The organism is Janthinobacterium sp. ROICE36 (assembly GCF_002869965.1).
Classification (GTDB): Bacteria; Pseudomonadota; Gammaproteobacteria; order Burkholderiales; family Burkholderiaceae_D; genus Janthinobacterium.
The window spans coordinates 19825-35787 of the sequence record NZ_PEBS01000018.1; the positions used below are offsets into that span (position 1 = coordinate 19825).

Genomic DNA, 15963 nt, shown 5'->3' on the forward strand with positions numbered 1-15963 from the left:
TAGCCCGGCAACGGGCGCTTGTCAGCTGAGCCACTCCTGCGGGAGTGGCTTTTTTTCGTCTAGCGTTTGATCTTTGAAAACCGGTAAGGCACGGCTTGCTCCGCGCCAAACACCTGCTCCCGACTGCTTACCAAGGGCAGCATCACGCGCCGGCCATCCTGCAGCAGCAAGGCCAGATCCGCGCCGGGAAAGCGCTGCGCCAGCAGCCGATACGCTTGCCGCTCGATAGCGGCAGCAAGAATCACGATGCGGTAATCGGCCTCGCCAAAGTCCAGCAGCAGCGCGGGAGCCTCAGGCCCCGGCAGCGCCGTGATGCGCAAGCGCGTGCGTCCCTTGACGAGCTCGAAGCCTGACCACGTGGGCAAAGTACGCCGCGTGGAACCGATCTGCAGCTGCGGCGCCTGGCCCGCATCCGCCCAAGCCAGCAAGACATCGGGCCGCCGCTCCGACACGGCCCCATCGACGGCCAGCAGCCAGCCCCGGTAGCGTATCAGCGCGCCTTGCGCGGTGGCCGTGACGGAGCCGCCCTGCGCCACAGGCTCCTTGTTCACCGGCAAGCGCAACGGCGCCGCTTGTGCCGCCAGGCAAGTCCACCACACCAGCGCCGCCATCGCTGCCATCGCTGCCTTGCCCATGCCGCCTCCCCTTGCGCGTGAAACGTATTCATAACACAAGTACTGCAGCAAGCCCCTGCGGCGCCTCAAGGCAGGAGCGCCGGTGCTACAATTGGCCCCTAGCGGGCGTACTTACCCAGCGCGCCTTCCCCCTCCCAGACTCAGACCGCTATGCCACCAGACTTGCGCACGACCTACGAACTCGGTAACCACAACCAGACCACGACCTGGCTGGAATGCATCACCTTCTACAAGGATCTCGCCGCACGCTACCCGCAGGTGCTGCACTTCGAACAGATCGGCCTGTCCGACTCGGGCGTGCCCATCCACGCTGGCGTCGTCAGCGCGGACGGCGTGTTTGAGCGCGAGCAGATCAAGCGCGCAGGCCGCACCGTGTTCTTCAACAATAACGGCATCCACCCGGGCGAACCGGAAGGCATCGACGCCTGCATGGCCATCGTGCGCGACCTCTGCACGCAGCCCGAGCGCCTGGCGGCCCTGGGCAGCACCGTACTGCTGTTCATTCCGATCTACAACGTCGACGGCAGCCTGAACCGCGCCAATACGTCGCGCGTGAACCAGGATGGCCCGGAGCAATTCGGTTTCCGCGGCAACAGCCGCCACCTGGACTTGAACCGCGATTTCATCAAGTGTGACAGCCTGAACGCGCAAGTGTTCAACCGCCTGCTGGCCAGCTGGGACCCGGACGTGATGGTCGACACGCACACGTCGAACGGCGCCGACTACCCGTACACGATGACCCTGATCCACACGCAGACGGATAAGCTGGGCAATGGCCTGGGCCACTTCCTGCAAGACACCATGCTGCCGCACATCTTTGCGCACATGGAACAAGCCGGCTGGCCCACCTGCCCCTATGTGAATCCCGTCCAGGATAGCCCCGACCACGGCATCGCCGAATTCCTCGAAGTGCCGCGTTTCTCCACCGGTTTTGCGGCCCTGCATCACGTCATCGGTTTCATGCCGGAAACGCACATGCTGAAACCCTTTGCCGACCGCTACGCTTCCATGCGCGCCCTGCTCGACATCACCATGGCGTTTACCATCGAACATGGCGAACAGATCAAGCAATTGCGCGCACAGGCAAAAGCGGCTGGCCGCACGCAAGCCGCGTGGCCGATCCACTGGGCCATGAACGAAGAACAGCCGTCGACCTTCCCCTTCAAGGGCTATGCGGCGCAATACACGCCGAGCGTGCTGGGCGACTACCAGCGCCTGTCGTATGACCGCTCGCAGCCATGGGAGTGCGATATCAAGTATTACAACCGCTTCGATGCGGATGTCATCGTGGCTGCGCCGAAAGCCTATGTGGTGCCGCAAGCCTGGCGCGAAGTCATCGAGCGCCTGCGCTGGAACGGCGTCGAAATGAGCCGCATCACCGCTGAACAGACCCTAACGGCTCGCTACTACCACATCACCAACGTTGGCACGCGCGCCACGGCTTACGAAGGCCACATGTTCCACGAGACGGTGGACGTGGAAGCATGCACGGGACAATTCACCGTGCAGGCAGGCGATTATGTGATCAGCCTGGAGCAAGACAATGCGCGCTACGCCGTGGAAACGCTGGAACCGCAGGCGCACGACAGTTTCTTCCGCTGGGGCTTCTTCAATAGCGTGCTGGAGAAAAAAGAAGCGTTTTCCGACTACGTGTTCGAAGACATGGCATCCGAGCTGCTGCGCGACGAACCGGCGCTGGCCGCCAAGTTCGCCGACTGGAAAGCCGCCAACCCGGCCTTGTTGAGCAATCAGGAAGCCGTGCTCGATTTCATTTTTGAACACTGCCAGCGCTTTGCCGAGCCCGAATGGCGGCGTTATCCCGTCATTGCCCTGATGTAAATCCGGGCTGGAGCGAATGCAATATCCTGGCGCCGCATCGGAGACCCCGGTGCGGCGCCTCTTTCTGTGCCCTACCCACAAGGTAATCCCATGCACTACGCACTGAACCTGCGCACCTTCATTTACAGCCATTATTTTTACCTGGGCTTGCGCGTGGCCATCGGCCTGGTCGGCCTGACCTTGCTGACCCTGGAAATCAGCGACAGCACCACCGCCATGACGGTGTGCATAGGCGCCCTGTGCACGACCTTGATGGACATGCCCAGCCCGCTGCGCCACAAGTTCAACGAAATGCTCGCTTCCGTGCTGCTGTGCAGCGCCGTCACCTTATTAATCAGCCTGTGCGGCCCCGTGCACTGGCTGCTGCTGACGGTGCTTGTGCTGGTCAGCTTTCTCGCCAGCATGATGGTGGTGTATGGCAAGAAATCCATGCCCTTGCAACTGGCAGCCCTCTTCATCATGACCATGTCGATGGAGCATCAGATGACGTGGCGGCAATCGTTTCACCATGCTGGCCTGTTCATGCTGGGGGGATTGATCTATCTGGCCTACGCCATGGCCATCGCCTGGGTCTTGCGCCACCGCATCAAACAGCAAGTGCTGGCCGAAGCCCTGTTCGAGTTAGCCGCCTATATCGACATCAAGGCCGATTTTTACGACACGCGTTTTAACCTGACGCAACAGTTTAACAAGCTGGTACGCCATCAAAGCATTTTGGCCGACCGCCAGCAAGCGTCGCGCGACCTGATTTTGCGCAGCCACAAAAACAGCAAGGACGCCATCGTCGTGCAGGTCCACGTGTGCATGCTGGATTTATACGAGCTGATCCTCTCCACGCATACCGATTACGCGCTGCTGCGCCAGCACCTGGCCGACTCTGACGTGCTCAAATCCTTGCACGACCTCGCTTACAAGGCGGCGCGCGACATCGAAGCCGTCGCCTACGCCGTCACGCGCAAGCGTGCCTCGTATGCGCAGATCAACTATGACAAGGAATGGGCCGATATCGAAGCGGAGATTGCCCGCCTGTATGCGAAGGGAGACAAGGCGCAAGAAGCGCTGGCGACCCTGCGCGCGCAGCGCAACAAGATCCGTGCCATCTTGAAAATGATAGTCGAACTGCACCTGGCCACGCAAAAAGTCTATGCCGACGTGCCATTCTGGAGCGGCGCGGACATGGCGCCGTTCTTGTCGCAGCAGAAATACGAACTCAAAACCCTGCTGTCAAATTTGCGCCTGGACTCGCCCGTGTTCCGCTTCGCCCTGCGCGTATCGATGGCCATCTCGGTCGGCTTGGCTGTAGGCCACTGGCTGCCATACGCAGCGCACAGCTACTGGATCGTGCTCACCATCGTCATCATCCTGCGCCCCACATTCAGCATGACGCGCCAGCGCCGCGCCGACCGCATCATCGGCACCATCATCGGCTGCGTGGTCACGGCCATCGTGATCCGCTACGTGCACAGCAATATCGTGCTGATGGCCATTCTATTTCTCTCCATCGTGGCCACGCCCACCTTCATCTATCTGCGCTACCGCTACACGGCCATCGCCGTGAGCCTGATGATCTTGCTGCAAATGCACCTGGTGGCGCCCAGCAACCCGAACCTGGTCAGTGAGCGCCTGATCGACACCCTGATCGGCGCGGCGGTGGCGACCATCTTCAGCTTCGTGCTGGCCAACTGGGAATACCAGAGCCTGCCACGGCTGGTGCGCCAGGTACTGAATGTAAACCTCAGCTATATGCAAGCCAGCTTCGAGTTGCTGCAGGGAAAATGCTTCGATGATTTCGCCTACCGCATCGAGCGCAAGCGTTTGATGGACAGCCTGGCCGCGCTCAGCTCGGCACTGGTGCGCATGCTCGATGAACCGGCCAGCAAGCAGCGCGCCGTGGAAGACATCAACCTGTTCATCGTGCAAAATTATTTATTGGTGGCCCACGTGGCGGCGCTGCGCTCGATCCTGGGCCGGCATGCCAGCCAGTTGCCCGTCGCACCCGTCAATGCCTTGCTCAGCCACAGCCATACGCAAGTGTGTTTGACCCTGTCGCGCGCGCTGGAGCAGCTCGATAACAAGGCCAGCATCAGCGCCCCGCTGACTACCCCTGCCGCACCGCCCGTCAGCGACGTGGCCTGGTCGGGCTGGCCGCTGGCCAAAAGACGTATCCGATTGTTACAGGCAGATGCCGACAAAATCGTGGCACATAGCGCGGCGATCGTACACATCGTCTCACCGCGCTAGGCTGCACCTTTACTTCAAGTAACGTTCGAACCAGCCGATGGTGCGTTTCTGCAAGTCGCGCTGATGCTCGGGCTTGCGGAAGGAATGGCCTTCGCCGTCATAGATGAACAGGCTGGACGGCACGCCCATGGCGCGCAAGCCGTGCCAGAATTCCAGCGACTGGGCGGCCGGCGTTTCCACGTCGCGTTCACCCACGTAGATCAGGGTCGGCGTTTTGGCCGCCTTGATCGATTCGATGGGCGAAGCCTTGCGGTAGACGGCCGGATTGTCATACGCGGAGGCGCCAAAAAACGGGATCATCCATTGATTGATACCGTTCTGGCCGTAATAACTGATCCAGTTCGACACGCCAGCGCCCGCCACGGCCGCCTTGAAACGGTCGCTGTGCGTGACGCCCCACATGGTCATGAAGCCGCCATACGAATGGCCGATCAGGCCCAGGCGCTGGCCGTCGACGGGGGCCACTTTTTCCACCGCATCGATGCCGGCCAGGATGTCGCGCCAGTCGCCGCCGCCGAAGTCCGCCATGTTGGCGCGCGTAAACGCCTGACCCTGGCCAAAGCTGCCGCGCGGATTGGGCAGGAAGACGAAATAGCCTTTTTGCGTCAATTTCTCGATCACGGTGTTCGCCGCCACATAACGGGGCGAGGCGGCAGCGCCCGGGCCGCCATGCACATTGACGATCATCGGGTAGCGCTTGCCGGCCTCCACCTTCAACGGTCCCAGCAGCCAGCCTTGCACCTTGTATTGCTCGTTGTTCCAGCCCACGTTCTGCACCGTCAGCTGCGGCGCAAAGCCATCATTGTCGCGCGTGATCTTTTTCAGCTGGCCTACCGGTCCCGCGACCAGGTAGCTGGCGTGCGTAAAATCTTCCTGCGCGGCAGCGGCTTGCCGGCCATCGGCGCTGAACGACAGACGGCCATCACTGCCGCTGCTGCTGAGCTCACCGAGCATCACAGGTTGGCTGGGGCCGGTTTGCGCATCGACAGGTACCAGCGCCAGCTGCGAATCGGTCAGGGCCGTCGCCAGCAAGCCGGCGCCGCGCCAGACGACGCCATTGAAGGTGCCGCGATAGTCTTGTGTGAGATTGCGCGGCGTGCCGCCTGCCAGCGGCACGCTATAAATATCGCCGCCGATGGAGCCGAAGTCGCTCATCAGGCCACCGATGAAGACCACTGTCTTGCCATCCGGCGAGACGGACGGCAAGTTCAACTGCATGGCTGGCGCGGCGATCACGCGCAGGACGCCCGTGGCCGCATCAATATGGCTGAGCTTGGCGACCCACCAGTTGCTGTCGCCATTGCCCTGCGCGCTGGTGGCGACAAAGCCGCGGCCATCGGGCGTCCAGCTGTATTCATACACATAGGTGTCGGCTGGCGACAGCAGACGCGGTTCGCCACCGCTGGCAGGCACGACGGCAATGCGCTGGGCATCGTCTGCGCTGCCCACTTCGCCCACCTGGCGCACGCCCGCCTCGACGGCACCGGCCAGCTTGCGCGCGCCCACCGTGGCCAGCAGGGCCAGCTGCTTGCCGTCAGGCGACCAGCGCGCCGTGCTGGCCACGCCTTTGATACTGGTCAACACCTGCGCCTGCGCCTGTGTCATCGTGGCCAGGTACAGATGCGCCATGCCCGCCTTGGCGTCGTAGCCAACAAAGGCCAGCTGCCTGCCATCGGGCGACCAACTGGGCTTGTCGTAGGAACACGCGGCACACGGGTCGAATTGCTGCACGATGGCGCCATTGGCGGCGTCGCGCACGACGATGGCGGCATGCGGGCGCTGCGGCTGTTCATCGGCCTTGCTCGATTCGATGGCGGCAATGCGCTGGCCATTGGCCGACAGGGCGACGGCGCGGTAATCGCGCAACAGCATATTGCTGGCAGGACTTGCCTGCGCCAGGCTCCCCAGAAGGCTGCTTGCCAGCAAGCCGCATGCGGCCAGATCAGTTATTTTCATCATGTAAATTCCGGTTAAGAATAAAAAAAACCGCCGGCAAGCGCGGCGGTTTTGGATGGAGCAGACTGCATTAGCGGGCCTTCTTGCCCAGGTGCGAATGCCGTATGCTGTACAAGAAATAAATGGCCACGGTCACTGCCATCCACACGCTGAACACGACAAACGTCGTATGCGGCAAGTCGCGCATGATGTACAGGCAAGCCAGTATGCTCAGGCCGGGAATCACATACGGGCCGAACGGCACGCTGAAGCCTTCGATGCGGTTGACGCCCTGCTTGTGGCGCAGCACGGGCACGGCAACCGAGACCACCATGAAGGCGGTCAGGGTACCGATGCTGACCATGTCCCACAAATAAGTCGCATCGACGGAGCCTGCCACCACGGCGACCACCAGGCAAACGATGATGGTATTGCTGACTGGCACCAGGGTACGCGGGTGTATCTTCTGGAACGACTTCGGGATCAGGCCGTCGCGGCTGACGGCAAACAGGATGCGCGTCTGGCCGTAAATCGTCACCAGGGTTACGCTGAAGACGGAAATGACGGCGCCGGCCGACAGCACCAGCGCGGGCCAGGTCTTGCCCGTGACGTTTTGCAGGATCACCGCCAGGCCCGCTTCCTGGCCTTCGAACAGCTTGGCCTGTTGCGCGCCCAGGGCGGCCACGGCCACCAGCAGGTAGAACACAGTGACGATGAGCAAGGCGCCGAGGATGCCGCGCGGCACATTGCGCGTGGGATTTTTCACTTCGTCACCGGCCGTCGCCACCGTATCGAGGCCGATGAAGGAGAAGAACACGGTGCCGGCGGCGGCCGTCACGCCCGTCATGCCGGCAAAACCCTTGCTGTTGTCCGTATTAAAGAAGGGGAAGAAATTGTCGGCATTGAATCCGGAAAACGCGATGGCGACAAAAAACACGAGGATCGCCAGCTTGATGATGACCATGATGGCGTTCATCATGGCCGATTCCTTGGCGCCGCGCAGCAACAAAAAGCCGCACATGCAGATCAAAAAGATCGGCGGCAAGTTGATGTGGCCGGCATGAAACTCCATGCCATGCGGGCCGGAAACGATCATCGGCGTGCGCAGCATCTCGGGAATATGCCAGCCGAAGGCATTTTCCAGGAAGTTATTCAGGTAAGACGACCAGCCGATGGCCACGGCGCTGCCCGCCAAGCCGTATTCAAGCAGCAAACAGGCGGCCATGATGAAGGCAAGAAACTCGCCCACGGTGGCGTAGGCAAACGAATACGAGGAGCCGGAGGCGGGAATGCGGAACGACAATTCCGCATAGCACAAGGCCGTCAAGCCGGCCGTGATGGCGGCGATCAGGAAAGACAGGACGACCGATGGGCCCGCCTTGGGCACGGCTTCGACCATGGTAAAGAAAATGCCCGTGCCGATGGTGGCGCCGACGCCGATCATGGTGAGGGAAAACAGGCCGATGGACCGGCTCAAGCCACTGCTGCTGAGGCCTTCACCATAGTCGACCGTGGTATCGATCGGCTTGGTGCGGCAAAGTTTCTGGACCAGGGTTTGGCTCACTAGACTTCCTTTATGAGGCATGCTTTTGTTTTGTATACATGACGGGTAAAAACAAGAGAAAACGGCGCTCCGGCCCTACCTGGCAAAAAACCGGAAAGATCGCGTCCATTTTCAAAACTAAGCGATTATAGGGCTTTCATCGGCTCAGCTAAACAGAACTTTGATGCAAGGAAACAACGCCAGGCATGCGCCGGCAAACCCGCAAGCGTGCTGAAAAAGAAGAAATTACTTCCAGGAAAGAAAAGACGCGCCGCTGCAGGGGCAGGGACGCGCTTTCCGATCAGCTCAACTACGCTGGCTTACTTCTTGACGTGGGGCGCATCGGCCGGCGGCCAGCCTGCCTCGTAGCCTTGCGGCACGTCGTCACGCCGCTCTTTCGGCGCCAGGCCCAGCGCGTAGTACAGCACCGTCAGCAGGATCAGCCAGGCTGGTCCCACCATCAGGGCGATGCGCGTATCGGGGAAATACGCCATCAGACCGATCACCAGCGCCAGGAAAGCCAGCGAAATCCAGGAACCGTATGGCGCGAACGGCATGCGGAAGGCCAGATTCTTGATTTCCAACGGCGTCAGGGTCTTGCGGAACTGGATCTGCGTGACCAGGATCACGCCCCAGGTCCAGACGGCACCAAAGGTGGAAATCGAGGTGACCCAGATAAACACTTTTTCCGGCACCAGGTAGTTCAGCAGCACGCCCAGCAGCAGGGCAAACACGGACACCAGGATGGCGCGGCGCGGCACGCCGCTGGCCGTGGTTTCCGCAAACGCCTTCGGTGCCTGACCTTGCAGCGCCAGGTTGTACAGCATGCGGCCCGTGCTGAAGATGCCGCCATTGCACGACGACAAGGCTGCCGTCAGCACGACGAAGTTGATGATGCCGGCGGCCGTCTTGATGCCCAGGCGTTCGAACGTCATCACGAAGGGGCTGCCGGTGGTGCCGATTTCATTCCATGGGTAAATCGACAAGATGACGAACAGCGCGCCGACATAGAAAATCAGGATGCGCCAAAACACCGAATTGATGGCGTCGGGAATCGATTTCTTCGGGTTTGCCGCTTCGCCGGCCGTCAGGCCGATCATTTCCACGCCCAGGTAGGCAAACATCACCATCTGCAGCGACATCAGCACGCCTTGCGCGCCATTCGGGAAGAAGCCGCCATGCGTCCACAGGTTCGAGATGCCGATGGCCACACCGTTGTTGCCGAGACCGAAGATGATCATGCCCGTGCCGCCGATGATCATCAGGATGATGGTGACGACCTTGATCAGGGCGAACCAGAATTCAAACTCGCCGTAAGCTTTCACGGCCAGCAGGTTGATGGCGCCCATGGAACCGAGGGCCGCCAGGGCCCAGATCCAGCGCGGTACGTCGGGGAACCAGATGCCCATGTAGATGGCGACGGCGGTAATTTCAGCCACGCACGTGACCAGCCACAGGAACCAGTAGTTCCAGCCAGTCAGATAGCCTTGCAGGGGGCCCAGGTAATCCTGGGCATAGCGGCTGAAAGAGCCGGCCACCGGATTGTGCACGGCCATTTCGCCCAGGGCGCGCATGATCATGAAGATGACCGCGCCACCGATGATGTATGACAGCATGATGCCGGGACCGGCCATCTTGATGGCGTTGCCGGACCCCAAAAACAGGCCCACGCCAATCGCGGCGCCCAGCGCCATCAGGCGTATCTGCCGCTCGCCCAGGCCGCGCTGCAAGCCTTGTTCACTCGTTTTCATTACATGTCTCCGTTTTTTTCTTGAATACACCGATCCCTCCACCCCAATGGCGGTTCCGCTCTTGCTGGAAAGGAAGAAAAGGCGAGCCGGCGGCAAGCGCCGGCATGCTCATGTGGTCAGACCACTGCGTCAGGCCAGTTCGGCGATCAGTTCGATCTCGACGCAAGCACCCAGCGGGATTTGCGCCACGCCGAAGGCGGAGCGGGCATGCTTGCCGCTGTCGCCGAAGACTTCGACGAACAGTTCCGAGGCGCCATTGGTCACCAGGTGCTGTTCCGTGAATGTAGCGGTGGAATTGACCAGGCTCATGACCTTGACGATGCGTTTGACCTTGTTCAAGTCGCCGCCGCAGGCGTCTTGCAGGGTGGCGATCAGTTCGATGGCGATGCCGCGCGCTGCGATCTTGCCTTCTTCCGTGGTGACGTCCTTGCCCAGCTGGCCGACCCAGACCTTGCCATCCTTCTTGGCCAGGTGGCCGGACAGGAAGACGGTGTTGCCCGTGCGGGCATGCATCACGTAAGCGGCAGCTGGCGCTGCAACGACTGGCAGTTCAATGTTGAGGGCTTTGAGTTTTTCGTAAAACGACATGCTATTTCTCCAAGAAAACAATATAAGCGAAACCAAAATTCATGCACGGCAAGGCACGGAGGAGGCCGCCCTGGCAGCGCGGCAGTGACCGACAACAGTGCCAGATTAAACGTCATCATATTGGTGAACCGGCAGTTTTAGTTCACAAATAGGCCCGGTTATTCAGTGGATTATACCGACAATCAAACAAAATTCAGCATCGGTTCATGAAGCATGCCCTACAGGCATCGAGCGTGTACTTTTTCATTCAATTATCATTTATGCAATGTCAAGCCCTGCGGGTCAAGGTTTATCGCCGCCAAAAATACCTGGTCGTGCGAAACCACAAGTAAGGCTCCCTGATATTGCAGCAGCATCTGCTCCAGCGCCTGCAGGCTGGCCAGGTCCAGATGATTGTCGGGTTCGTCGAGCAGCAGCAGTTGCGGCGGCGTTTGCGCATACAGTTCGGCCGCCAGCGCCACCTTCATGCGCTCGCCGCCACTGAGCAAACGGCTGGGCATGGTGGCGCGCGCGCCGGCAATGCCCAGCAGCGCCAGCCGCGTGCGCAAGTCCCCTTCCGCCTCAGAGCTATTGCGTGCCTGCAAGCGCTGCACGGCGCTCAAGTCGCCGTCTTGCAGTCCAGCATGCTGGTCCAGCCAGGCCACCTGCGCATGGCAGCGCAGTTCGCCGCTGGCGGGCGCCAGTTGCCCGGCGATCACGCGCAGCAGGGTCGACTTGCCGCTGCCATTGTCACCCATCACGGCCAGGCGGCGCGGCCCGCTGAGCAGCAAGTTGATGGTGCGCGCCTGGCCATGCGGCAAGACCACGTCGCGTAGCTCCAGAATCAGTTTCCCGTTGGGCACCAGGCTCTCGGGCGCCAGCAGCAGCCGTTCGGCCTCGGGCGCGCAGCGGGCGCTGGCCTCCATCACGCGTTGCTGGCGCGCCTGCTGCGCCGCCTGCGCGCGCAGGCGCAGCTTGCCCTGGCTATCCTGGCTTTTCTCCTTTTTCGCGTCCAGCAACAGCTTACTTTGATTGCCTTCGCGTCCCTCGCGCTCACCGCGTCCCACGCGGCGCTGCTGGCGCTCGGCTTGCTGCTGCGCCTCGCGCTGTTCGCGTCTGGCACCGGCCTTTTCTGCCTGCAGGGCAGCGGCGTAGCCGACCTGTTCCAGCGCGCGCTGCTGCGCGTACAGCGCGTAATTGCCGCCATAGCTGCGCAAGCCCTGCGGCGACAACTCGGCGATGGCATCGACGTGCTCCAGCAGGGCGCGGTCATGGCTGATCAACAGCAAGCCGCCCTGCCAGCGCGCCATCTGCGCCACCAGGCGGGCACGCTGCTGCGCATCGAGATGGTTGCTCGGTTCATCGAGCACCAGCCAATCCGCCTGCGACAGCCAGGCACCTTGCAAGGCGATGCGCTGGCGCTCGCCACCGCTCAGGCTACTCGTCGATGTGTCTGCATCGACATGATGTAAATCAAGCGCATCGAGCGCCTGGCGCAGGCGCGCGTGGGCATCCCAGCGTTCGCCCACCAGTGCATAATCGGCCTCGTCGATGCTGCCGGCGGCGATGCGCGCCAGCGCGGCCAGCAAATCCTCCATGCCGGCAAGCGCCGCCACGCTGGGATAATGTTGCGGCGCCAGTTCCTGCGCCACGTAATGCAGGCTGCCATCACAGCGCACGGTGCCGGAAGACGGCTGCGCCTGGCTTGCCAGCAGGCGCGCCAGCACGCTCTTGCCCACGCCGTTATCGCCGACGAGGCCGATACGTTGCGGAGCAAAAGCAAATTGCAAATCGGAAAACAGAGCGCGGCCATCGGGCAGCACAAAGGAAAGACGGTCGAGTTGTAATAATGCAGACATGGATACTCCTTGAGCAAGGCTGGCAAACCCGCGCGGCGCAATGATGCGCTGGCGGGATGGGCGAGGCCGTGCACAGCACGGCAGTATCAATGGCGCATGTCGAAGCGTCCTGGTAGAGGGGGAAGAAACGTCAGTGTAGCAGACGAGGTCACTTAGCGCTGGCCCAGGGTCGTGTCGCCGAACAAGTGCTTGTACTCGCGCGGCTGCGAACGCCAGTACTGGGGCGGCGCCGACACTTGCGCGCCCAACTGGGCCGCCGCATGCCAGGGCCAGCGCGGGTCGAACAGGATGGCGCGCGCCAGCGCCACTATGTCGGACTGGCCGTTGGCAATGATGTCTTCCGCCTGCTGCGCTTCCGTGATCAAGCCGACGCTGATGGTGGGCAAGCCGCTGTCGCGCTTGATGCGTTCGGCAAACGCCACCTGGTAGCCGGGCGCCACAGGAATCTGCTGCTGCGGCGAAATGCCGCCACTGGAAACGTGGATGAAGTCGGCACCCAGTAGCTTGAGTTCCTGCGCGAAACGCACGCTTTGCTCGATTTCCCAGCCCCCATCGACCCAGTCGGTAGCGGAAATGCGCACGCCCACGGCCACGCTGGGGGGCACGGCGGCGCGCACGGCTTCATACACTTCCAGCGGAAAGCGCATGCGGTTGTCCAGGCTGCCGCCATACGCATCGGTGCGCTGGTTGGACAGGGGCGACAGGAACTGGTGCAGCAGGTAGCCGTGCGCCGCATGCAATTCGATGCCTTCGATGCCCAGCGCATGCACGCGCTGCGCGGCGGCCACAAAGGCGCCCTTGATTTGCAACAAACCCATCTCGTCCAGGGCGATCGGTACCGTTTCGCCGGGCGCGTGGGCGATGGCCGATGGCGCCACCGTTTGCCAGCCGCCGTCGGCCAGGCGCACGCAGGCACCGCCCTGCCAGGGCGCGCGGCTCGAGGCCTTGCGTCCCGCGTGGCCCAGCTGCACCACCAGCGGAATCGGCGCGTGGCGGCGGATCGCCTGCACCACGTTTCCCAGCGCAGCTTGATTTGCATCCGACCACAGGCCCAGGTCTTCGGCCGAGATGCGTCCTTCGGGCGAAACAGCCGTCGCTTCCGTCATCAGCAAGCCCGCGCCGGACAGGGCCAGGTGGCCCAGGTGGATCATGTGCCAGTCTGTGGCGTTGCCGTTGTCGGCCGAGTACTGGCACATGGGCGCGATGGCGATGCGGTTGGCCACGTGCAGCGGCCCCAGTGCATACGGCGTGAATAGCTGGCTCATGGCGGACTCCGGAAAAGGGGAAGCATCGATTCTACTGCGCTTTGGACAGCGCGGCTTACACCTGCTTACGTTTGATACAGCGCACCGTCTAGCCTTGCGGGCAGCACACCGTTAGTCTGGACACATCAATAACAGCGCAACACCTTGCCATCCCAGGAGAACACATGAACACCACGACTACCGCCAGCCGCATCCACCCCTTGATGGCCGGCGCCGCCATTTCCGTGACGGTCCTGTGCCTGGTGGGCGCGGCATCCATCGCCGGCATCCTGCCCAATTCGCGGGCGAATGTGCCTGCCGCAGCCACCGTACCTGCCGAGATGGCGGCCCTGGCAGCGCCCGTGACTGCACCGGTTGCCGCGCCTGTCGTCGCGCAAGCCGCCCCGGCGCCCGTCGTGCACAAGCGCGTCGTGCACCACACGCAAGTGGCACAGGCGCGTCCTGCCTATAATGATGATGGCTACCGCAACACAGCCTACCGCGAACCGGTACGCCAGCAGCAGCCGGCGCCGGCACCTGCCCAGCCCAATTACGTGGGCATCGGCACGGGCGCCGTTATCGGCGGCTTGATCGGCAATCAGGTCGGTGGCGGCCGCGGCAAGGCGCTGGCGACCGTGGCCGGCGTGATCGGCGGCGGCATGCTGGGCAATGCGGTGCAGAATCAAGTTCAGCAACCGCAGCGATAATCAGTATCAGTCGTACGGTCCCAGATAATCGAGTTTGCCCACGGCCACGCCATTGTTTCTCACAATGGCGTGGACCATGGAAACGTGGAAATAGAAGTTCGGCAAGGCAAAGCTGAGCAAGTAATTGTCGCCCGAGAATTTTGTCCCCTCGTCTGTCCAGTTCAGCACGACTTCCTTCTGCGCGCTGCCCGCCATCTGGCCCGCATTCACGCTGTCAATGTAGGCGATGGTGTTGGCGATGCGCTCTTGTAATTGCTCGAACGATGCTTCATTATCTTCGAACTTCGGCGCCGGCACGCCGCTCAGGCGCTCGACCGACATCTTCGACGTATCGCTGGCGCGCTGCACCTGCGCCGTCAAGTCCAGCATATCGGGCGCCAGCTGCGCGCCCAGTAAAATCGCGGGCACGATGCCATCTTCCTCCACATGCGCTTGCGCTTTTTCCAGCAGGGCTGAGACGACGCGCAAGCCGCGAATGAAGACGGGAATGGTTGCCTGATACATGGACACGGACATGACGGACTCCTGATAGTGAACGATGCGTCAGTGTACCCGAGGCGCTGTTTTCCGGCAGCGTGCTTATGTGCCACTCCTGTGCGCCAGCGCACCGAGCGTCACAGTTGCCCTTACTTGTCCAGGTTGACCTCGCCGTCCGGCGCATGGCCGGGCTGCACCACCGGCGGCTGTGACTGCTTATCCTTGCGCTTGCCGCCCAGGAACTTGACGATGGCCGCGCCGCCGCCCACCACGGCCAGCAGCAGCACTTTCTTGAAGGCCAGCAGCAGCGCCAGCAACTTGCCAAACAGGCCCAGCTTGCTGGCCACGCCACCGGCCACCAGCGCCGCCAGGCCATATTCGGCCACCTTGTCCGTCTTGCTGTCGAAATCCGTGTAGCGGTTACCCTCGGTAAATTCCGTGAACGCCGTCACTTGCTGCATTTCTTTCTTGATCGCCTCGATCTGCTGCATGCCGGCGATCGCATTCAGGTTCAGTACGCCTTCGCGGCCCAGCACGCGCACGTTATAGTTCAGCGAATGCTCGCCGCCATCGACCATCAGATCCTTGGCCCAATACAGCTTGTGCGTATCCTTGGCATAGCTGGGTTTTTCCGCCCAGCCCATCAAATGGATGCGGGGATAACCCTGCTTCTTGCGCTCCGCGTTATTGTCCAGCACGGATGCCTGCATATCCTTGAGCAATTCTTCATATTGGATGCTGTCCGCATCGTCATCCTTGATATGGCCTTGCTTTTCATACGTGACGATGACACCCCAGCTATCGCGCTCGAGCACGCTGGTCTTGGCGGGCACGATCATGCCCAGCGATACCATGCCAGGCGGATTGCCCCAGGCATCGACCAGCACGCGTTCGGCGTCCGTTGGCGACAAATAAAGGAAATTGGCCGGTAAATCCAGGGTGGCGATGCCGCCCGGCAAAGTGACCTTGCCGCGCTGCAGGTGCAACTGGGCGAGGAACTGCTCGGCCGTCATTTCCGTTGCGGCAGCCTTGTCATCGGCCGGGGCGGCAGCCGTCAGGCCGGAGAGGGTCAGGCACAGCAAGGCTGTCAGCAGGCGTTTCAACATGATCGGTCCAAAAAATTGCAAAGGATAAATATTTTAAATCAATTGATTGCCTAATGGAT

Annotated in this window: 12 protein-coding genes; 3 read left to right on the top strand and 9 right to left on the bottom strand. The window is 61.7% G+C overall.

Annotation, left to right across the window (positions count from 1 at the left end; translation table 11 throughout):
• Nucleotides 1–59: 59 nt before the first annotated feature.
• Nucleotides 60–635: a hypothetical protein gene (locus tag CSZ94_RS09855; protein ID WP_102121330.1), complete on the bottom strand. Its 576-nt coding sequence runs from the start codon at nt 633–635 to the stop codon at nt 60–62.
• A 150-nt stretch (nt 636–785) separates the two neighbouring features.
• Between CSZ94_RS09855 and CSZ94_RS09860 the strand changes: the two genes are divergently transcribed.
• Both CSZ94_RS09860 and CSZ94_RS09865 read left to right on the top strand, forming a co-directional pair.
• Nucleotides 786–2474: a M14 family zinc carboxypeptidase gene (locus tag CSZ94_RS09860; RefSeq protein WP_102121331.1), complete on the top strand. Its 1689-nt coding sequence runs from the start codon at nt 786–788 to the stop codon at nt 2472–2474.
• A gap of 90 nt (nt 2475–2564) precedes the next feature.
• Nucleotides 2565–4715: an FUSC family protein gene (locus CSZ94_RS09865; protein ID WP_102121332.1), complete on the top strand. Its 2151-nt coding sequence runs from the start codon at nt 2565–2567 to the stop codon at nt 4713–4715.
• A gap of 9 nt (nt 4716–4724) precedes the next feature.
• Here CSZ94_RS09865 and CSZ94_RS09870 read toward each other — a convergent pair whose 3' ends face one another.
• The 6 genes from CSZ94_RS09870 to CSZ94_RS09895 all read right to left on the bottom strand — a co-directional run bounded on the left by CSZ94_RS09870 (nt 4725) and on the right by CSZ94_RS09895 (nt 13635).
• Entirely contained in the window at nt 4725–6674 is a 1950-nt protein-coding gene (locus CSZ94_RS09870; RefSeq protein WP_258000893.1) for a S9 family peptidase, read from the bottom strand.
• Nucleotides 6675–6741: 67 nt separating this feature from the next.
• On the bottom strand, nt 6742–8214 hold the full coding sequence (locus CSZ94_RS09875) for an amino acid permease (protein ID WP_102121333.1): 1473 nt from the start codon (nt 8212–8214) through the stop codon (nt 6742–6744).
• 299 nt (nt 8215–8513) lie between these two features.
• A complete protein-coding gene (locus CSZ94_RS09880) occupies nt 8514–9944 on the bottom strand; it encodes an amino acid permease (RefSeq protein ID WP_102121334.1) in 1431 nt (476 codons plus the stop codon).
• Between the two features lie 129 nt (nt 9945–10073).
• On the bottom strand, nt 10074–10532 hold the full coding sequence (locus CSZ94_RS09885; RefSeq protein WP_102121335.1) for a RidA family protein: 459 nt from the start codon (nt 10530–10532) through the stop codon (nt 10074–10076).
• A gap of 254 nt (nt 10533–10786) precedes the next feature.
• Entirely contained in the window at nt 10787–12370 is a 1584-nt protein-coding gene (locus CSZ94_RS09890; RefSeq protein WP_102121336.1) for an ATP-binding cassette domain-containing protein, read from the bottom strand.
• A gap of 152 nt (nt 12371–12522) precedes the next feature.
• Nucleotides 12523–13635 carry an NADH:flavin oxidoreductase/NADH oxidase gene (locus CSZ94_RS09895; protein WP_102121337.1) on the bottom strand — a complete coding sequence of 371 codons (1113 nt, stop codon included), beginning with the start codon at nt 13633–13635 and terminating at the stop codon, nt 12523–12525.
• Between the two features lie 164 nt (nt 13636–13799).
• Between CSZ94_RS09895 and CSZ94_RS09900 the strand changes: the two genes are divergently transcribed.
• Nucleotides 13800–14321, top strand: a complete 522-nt coding sequence (locus CSZ94_RS09900; RefSeq protein ID WP_102121338.1) for a glycine zipper 2TM domain-containing protein — start codon at nt 13800–13802, stop codon at nt 14319–14321.
• 6 nt (nt 14322–14327) lie between these two features.
• Here CSZ94_RS09900 and CSZ94_RS09905 read toward each other — a convergent pair whose 3' ends face one another.
• Together CSZ94_RS09905 and CSZ94_RS09910 are read right to left on the bottom strand one after the other, a co-directional pair.
• Entirely contained in the window at nt 14328–14837 is a 510-nt protein-coding gene (locus CSZ94_RS09905) for a DUF1993 domain-containing protein (protein WP_102121339.1), read from the bottom strand.
• Nucleotides 14838–14947: 110 nt separating this feature from the next.
• Nucleotides 14948–15904, bottom strand: coding sequence for a DUF2167 domain-containing protein (locus tag CSZ94_RS09910; RefSeq protein ID WP_258000894.1), 957 nt, complete (start codon nt 15902–15904; stop codon nt 14948–14950).
• Between the last annotated feature and the right edge of the window lie 59 nt (nt 15905–15963).

Excerpts from the sequence above, each read along its gene's own strand:
- CSZ94_RS09855 (WP_102121330.1), bottom strand. The coding sequence starts at position 635 with ATGGGCAAGGCAGCGATGGCAGCGATGGCGGCGCTGGTGTGGTGGACT.
- CSZ94_RS09860 (WP_102121331.1), top strand. The coding sequence starts at position 786 with ATGCCACCAGACTTGCGCACGACCTACGAACTCGGTAACCACAACCAG.
- CSZ94_RS09865 (WP_102121332.1), top strand. The coding sequence starts at position 2,565 with ATGCACTACGCACTGAACCTGCGCACCTTCATTTACAGCCATTATTTT.
- CSZ94_RS09870 (WP_258000893.1), bottom strand. The coding sequence starts at position 6,674 with ATGATGAAAATAACTGATCTGGCCGCATGCGGCTTGCTGGCAAGCAGC.
- CSZ94_RS09880 (WP_102121334.1), bottom strand. The coding sequence starts at position 9,944 with ATGAAAACGAGTGAACAAGGCTTGCAGCGCGGCCTGGGCGAGCGGCAG.
- CSZ94_RS09885 (WP_102121335.1), bottom strand. The coding sequence starts at position 10,532 with ATGTCGTTTTACGAAAAACTCAAAGCCCTCAACATTGAACTGCCAGTC.
- CSZ94_RS09890 (WP_102121336.1), bottom strand. The coding sequence starts at position 12,370 with ATGTCTGCATTATTACAACTCGACCGTCTTTCCTTTGTGCTGCCCGAT.
- CSZ94_RS09895 (WP_102121337.1), bottom strand. The coding sequence starts at position 13,635 with ATGAGCCAGCTATTCACGCCGTATGCACTGGGGCCGCTGCACGTGGCC.
- CSZ94_RS09900 (WP_102121338.1), top strand. The coding sequence starts at position 13,800 with ATGAACACCACGACTACCGCCAGCCGCATCCACCCCTTGATGGCCGGC.
- CSZ94_RS09905 (WP_102121339.1), bottom strand. The coding sequence starts at position 14,837 with ATGTCCGTGTCCATGTATCAGGCAACCATTCCCGTCTTCATTCGCGGC.
- CSZ94_RS09910 (WP_258000894.1), bottom strand. The coding sequence starts at position 15,904 with ATGTTGAAACGCCTGCTGACAGCCTTGCTGTGCCTGACCCTCTCCGGC.